This is a genomic window from Synechococcus sp. WC101, from assembly GCF_047461555.1.
GTDB lineage: Bacteria > Cyanobacteriota > Cyanobacteriia > Thermostichales > Thermostichaceae > Thermostichus.
This window is the reverse complement of sequence record NZ_JANSHG010000175.1, coordinates 1-4605: the sequence shown is the minus strand read 5'-3', so window position 1 is coordinate 4605 and position 4605 is coordinate 1. Positions and strand designations below refer to the sequence as shown.

Annotated in this window: 4 protein-coding genes; 2 read left to right on the top strand and 2 right to left on the bottom strand. The window is 61.2% G+C overall.

The genetic code is table 11. The annotated features are described in order from the left end of the window. Positions 1-947, top strand: a 947-nt coding sequence (locus tag NW809_RS10830) for an energy transducer TonB (RefSeq protein WP_414402122.1), incomplete at its 5' end; no start/stop codon positions are given. A gap of 24 nt (positions 948-971) precedes the next feature. Here the strand turns inward: NW809_RS10830 and gloA are convergent. Continuing rightward, entirely contained in the window at positions 972-1406 is a 435-nt protein-coding gene (gene gloA, locus NW809_RS10825; protein ID WP_414402121.1) for a lactoylglutathione lyase, read from the bottom strand. A gap of 66 nt (positions 1407-1472) precedes the next feature. Between gloA and gcvT the strand changes: the two genes are divergently transcribed. Beyond that, positions 1473-2609, top strand: coding sequence for a glycine cleavage system aminomethyltransferase GcvT (gene gcvT, locus NW809_RS10820; protein WP_414402120.1), 1137 nt, complete (start codon positions 1473-1475; stop codon positions 2607-2609). On the opposite strand, the gene NW809_RS10815 is transcribed toward gcvT, so the two are convergent. Beyond that, positions 2593-3549 (bottom strand): sigma-70 family RNA polymerase sigma factor, encoded by a 957-nt coding sequence (locus NW809_RS10815; protein ID WP_414402119.1) that lies wholly within the window; start codon positions 3547-3549, stop codon positions 2593-2595. The two genes, gcvT and NW809_RS10815, sit on opposite strands and share 17 nt — an antisense overlap. Positions 3550-4605: the final 1056 nt, after the last annotated feature.

The window sequence follows — 4605 nt, the reverse complement described above, 5'->3', positions numbered from 1 at the left end:
CGGAAGAAGCAGAGCTGGTTTCGGAAGTGGATTCCCGCGATGGGGGCGAGCGGGCGGAAGCCCCCCCTTCTCAGGGCAGTCCACCCCAATCCCAGGCTGCTCCTCGCCAGGAGGCTCCCCCACCTCCTCCGCCGCAACCCCAGCTGCCGCAACCGCAGCCGCCTGCCCCTGTTCCACCCCCTGCTCCGGCGGAAGTTGCTCTGGCCACTCCTCGATCTACCCCACCCCCTACGCCAACTGCGCCTCCGGCTCCTCCTCGGCCCACTGCAACGCCGACTGCAGCGCCGCCTCCGCCCAACCCAGCTCCCCGACCCACTCCCACCCAGACTCCGCCACCGGTGGCGGCTGCTCCCCCTGCTCCGCCGGCTCCCACCCGCCCCCCCACTGCCGAGCCTCTACCCGTGCAGCCCAGGGAGCGGGACTCGGATCCCAGCCAATTGCAGCCTGTTGCGCCTGCTCCCCAACCGCCGACGGAGGTTCTCCCTGCCGAGCGGCCCTCCGATGCTTCCCAGTTGGGGCCGCCCCTCAGCGCTTCCGCTCCCAGTGATGGGGCCGGGATCCAGGGCAGAGGAGCCAGCGGCTTGGCCAACCCCACCCAATCGGCTCCCAACCCCCCCAGCGTGGCGGCGCGGGCCAATGTGGACTGGGGCCCTTGGCTGGCAGCTCTGCAACGCAAAGTGGAGCAGAATTGGATCCCTGGCCAGACCGGCACCTCCCGCCGCACAGTGGTGATCTTTACAGTGGGCCGGGGGGGCGAGCTGCAGAGCATTCGCCTGGCCCGCACTTCCGGCAGCCAACAAACCGACGACGCAGCGCTGACAGCAATTCAGCGGGCGGCGCCCTTTTTGCCCCTGCCTGAGGCCTATGAAGGCAACTCGGTGACGATCAACTTCACCTTCGACATCAACGTCTTGGGCCAGTTGACGGTGGGGGGATCCGCCAACTAGGTGGGGGATCCGCTTCTGGCAAGTTTAGGCAGAGGCGGCAGCTGTTCTTTCGGGGGCGGCACCCTGCTCCTGCAGGGATCCCATCTGGCTCAGCTCGATTTTGTAGCCATCGGGATCCTCGACAAAGGCGATCACGGTGCTGCCGTGTTTCATGGGCCCGGGCTCGCGCACCACTTTGCCGCCGCGGGCTTTGATAGCCTCACAGGTGCTGTAGATATCCTCGACGCCGATGGCGATGTGGCCGTAGCCGTTGCCCAGCTCGTAGTGGTCGGTACCCCAGTTGTAGGTTAGCTCGAGCACCGCCGTTTCCGATTCGTCGCCATAGCCCACGTAGGCCAGCGTGAACTCCCCGCTGGGGTAGTCTTTTTTGCGGAGCAAGTGCATCCCCAGAACGTCACAGTAGAACTGCAAGGAGCGCTCTAGGTTGCCAACGCGGATCATGGTGTGGAGAAGACGCATGGGACGAGCTCCAAGAAATGGGCGACGTTGCGTTTATTCTAGTCCTTGACTCCTAGAGATCCGTGGATGAGCTCAACTCCCCTGCAACGCACCCCCCTGTTTCCCCTGCACCAAGCCTTGGGGGCGCGGTTTGTCTCCTTTGCCGGCTGGGAAATGCCGCTGCAGTATCAGGGGGTGGTGGCCGAGCATCGGGCGGTGCGGGAGCGGGCAGGCGTCTTCGACATCTCCCACATGGGCAAGTTCGACCTCTGGGGGCCGGAGCTGGGATCCCACCTCAGCCGTCTGGTGCCCAGCGATCTGGGCGCTGTGGCGGTGGGATCCGCTCGCTACACGGTTTTGCTAAACCCCCTAGGGGGCATTGTGGACGATGTCATCTTCTACCGGCACCCACCAGAAGGCGAGCTGGAGCACTGGAGCCTGATCGTCAACGCGGCCACCCGCCAAAAGGATTGGGAGTGGCTCCATCAGCAGGGGATCCCCGGCCTGGAACTTCAAGATCACACCGAGTCTCAGGTGTTGCTGGCGGTACAGGGGCCGGCAGCCGAAGAGGTTTTGCAGCCTTTTTTGGCGGGATCCCTGAGGGCTTTGCGCCGGTTTCAACACGGGCAGTTTGCGACTCGAAAAGAGAGATCCTCAGAGGCAGGGGTCTTTGTGGCCCGCACCGGCTACACCGGAGAGGATGGCTTTGAGCTCCTGCTCGGCCCTGCCGACGGGCTTTGGCTCTGGGAGCAACTGGTGCAGGCGGGGGTACAGCCTTGTGGACTGGGCTGCCGCGATACGCTGCGCCTGGAGGCCGCTTTCTGTCTCTACGGGCAAGACATAGATGAGAGCACCACCCCCCTGGAAGCCGACCTGGGCTGGTTGGTCAGCAATCCAGGGGACTACATCGGCAAGCCTGCCCTCGAAAGCCAACGCCAGCAAGGGATCCCGCGCCGTCTGGTGGGGTTTCGGCTGTTGGAGCGAGCCATTCCCCGCCGCGGCTATGCCATCTACGCTCCCAACTCCCCTGAGCCGATCGGCCGGGTAACCAGCGGCACCCATTCTCCCACTTTGGGCTATGGCATCGGCCTGGGATATGTGGATTCAACTTGGGCTAAGGTGGGATCCCGGCTAGAGATTGAGATTCGGGGCCAGCGCCGTCCTGCTGAAGTAGTGAAGAAGCCGTTCTACAGAGGGCAGGCTCCAGTTAGCTTGGGGAGTTGAGCTGTCTGCCGGCCTTGGGGGTGGAGTATTCCTGCCGTAGCCGCCGCAATTTCCGCAGGGCCCGCCGCTCAATTTGCCGGACTCGCTCCCGCGAAAGACCGATGTGCTCCCCAATCTCCCGCAACGTCAGGCCCTTCGACCCATCCAGCCCATAGCGGGCCACAATTACCTGCTGCTCGCGTTCGCTCAGTTGGCTCACCAGGGCGCGCACTTCCTCGCAATGGGCAACCCGATTCAGATGTTCGATGGGATCGTTGTCCTCGTCAGGGATAAAGTGCTGCAGCTCGGTGCCGTCCTCGTCGCCTACCCCTACATTAAGGGATCGGATCTCGGCCATGTGGCGGGTGATCAGTTCGCGGTAGTTGTCGCCAATATCCAGCGAATCGAAAACTTCCTCTGCGGCAGGCCGGGATCCCTTCTCAGCGGACAGCTCGCGGTAGCGCCGCTTCACCTGGGAGACCTTCTCGTACATGTGGGCGGGCAGCCGGATCAGGCGCCCTTTGTTTTGGATGCCGCGGTTCACGCTCTGCCGGATCCACCAGGTGGCGTAGGTGGAGAACTTGTACCCCCGCGTGGGATCAAATTTTTCCACGGCGCGGGTGAGGCCAATGGTGCCCTCTTGAATCAGATCCAGGAACGGCAAGCCGCGGTTGCGGTAGCGCTTGGCAATCGACACCACCAGGCGCAGGTTGCATTCCACCATGCGCTTTTTGGCCGCTTCCCCCTGCCGCAGGATCTGCTGCAGCTCCTCTAAAGGGATCCCCAGCCGTCGGCTCCAATCCTCCAGCGACTCGTGCTGCCGCCGCTGCTCCAGAAGGGCCATCATCCGCTGCACTTGGTGGGCCAGATGCAGTTCTTCCTCAGCGGTGAGCAACGAGTAGCGCCCAATGATTTTTAAAAAACGCCCCACTGCGTCTTGCAGCTCAAGATTCTCCGCCATATCAAACCCCACACCATAAGTTGATGCCCTGTCAGAATCTTCGCTTCTGCTGTCGCATCAAGCTTGCTTCCCACAGTACGAAGCCGACCTTGCTGCAAACAGCACTTTATTCATACCAGTAGAAAAGCCTTTCCGTAAAGGTTTTGGCAACCTAAAATCCAGACTTTCAGCGGCTATTTGATTCACTAAATTTATTGAGTCTTGTCCTTGAGCTACCGCCAGCGGTTCCTCAGTTCCGGCCTCTGTCAGCTCGCCGATTTACGGGTAGATGTTACTAAAATAAGGCGATTCCGTTACTCAAAACTTAAATCAATAGGACAGAAAAAAGCAAGCAAGATCGGTCATGCTCTCTCAATCGTTAACCAGATTGTACTGAGATAAGAAACATGTTTTTTGATACACTCTACATCGCTACAGATGCCTATTTTGTCTGTAGAAATCTATCGGAGAGGCTGGCCCGGCAAGGTATCAAACAGCCTGCTAATCCATTTCTGAAACCTTTTGAGGCTGATTTCAGAGAGAGTTGTCAATGAGCCTCAACCCCAAACCAGCCAAGGCAGATCCCAAGGAAAAGCCATCGTCTTGGCTGCCCCAAGTTTAGAGTAAATCAAGATAAATTTTGGATCTCAGACACTACCCATAGAGTCAAGTCTTCGAGCCGCCATCGTACTACAGGTTATCCGTCGAGTAGGGGCTATGGAGCCCAGGCGGGAAAAGCCGCAACCCCTGCTGTCGCACTCGCCGCTCCTGGAAGGGGATGGGGGTGACGCGCGGCAAAGGTGTAGCCACAGGCTGGGGAGTTGAAGTGGGGACAGGCTGCGGAGAGGGCTCTGGGCTGGGTTCAGGTTCAGGAGTGAGCCCTACGGGCGGTGGCGCGGGAACAGCCGGGATCCCTTCTGCGGTGGGACGGGAACGGTCCAGCTGAAAGCGAGGCTGGCGAGGCGGCGCGGGAGTGGGTGTCGGGTTGGGCGTCGGCGTCGGGTTGGGTGTCGGCGTCGGGGTGGGCGTCGGCGTCGGGGTGGGTGTCGGCGTCGGGGCTGTCTCTTATACACATCT

Bases quoted from the DNA above. Each gene is read 5' to 3' on its own strand.
- gloA (WP_414402121.1), bottom strand. From the start codon at position 1,406: ATGCGTCTTCTCCACACCATGATCCGCGTTGGCAACCTAGAGCGCTCC.
- gcvT (WP_414402120.1), top strand. From the start codon at position 1,473: ATGAGCTCAACTCCCCTGCAACGCACCCCCCTGTTTCCCCTGCACCAA.
- NW809_RS10815 (WP_414402119.1), bottom strand. From the start codon at position 3,549: ATGGCGGAGAATCTTGAGCTGCAAGACGCAGTGGGGCGTTTTTTAAAA.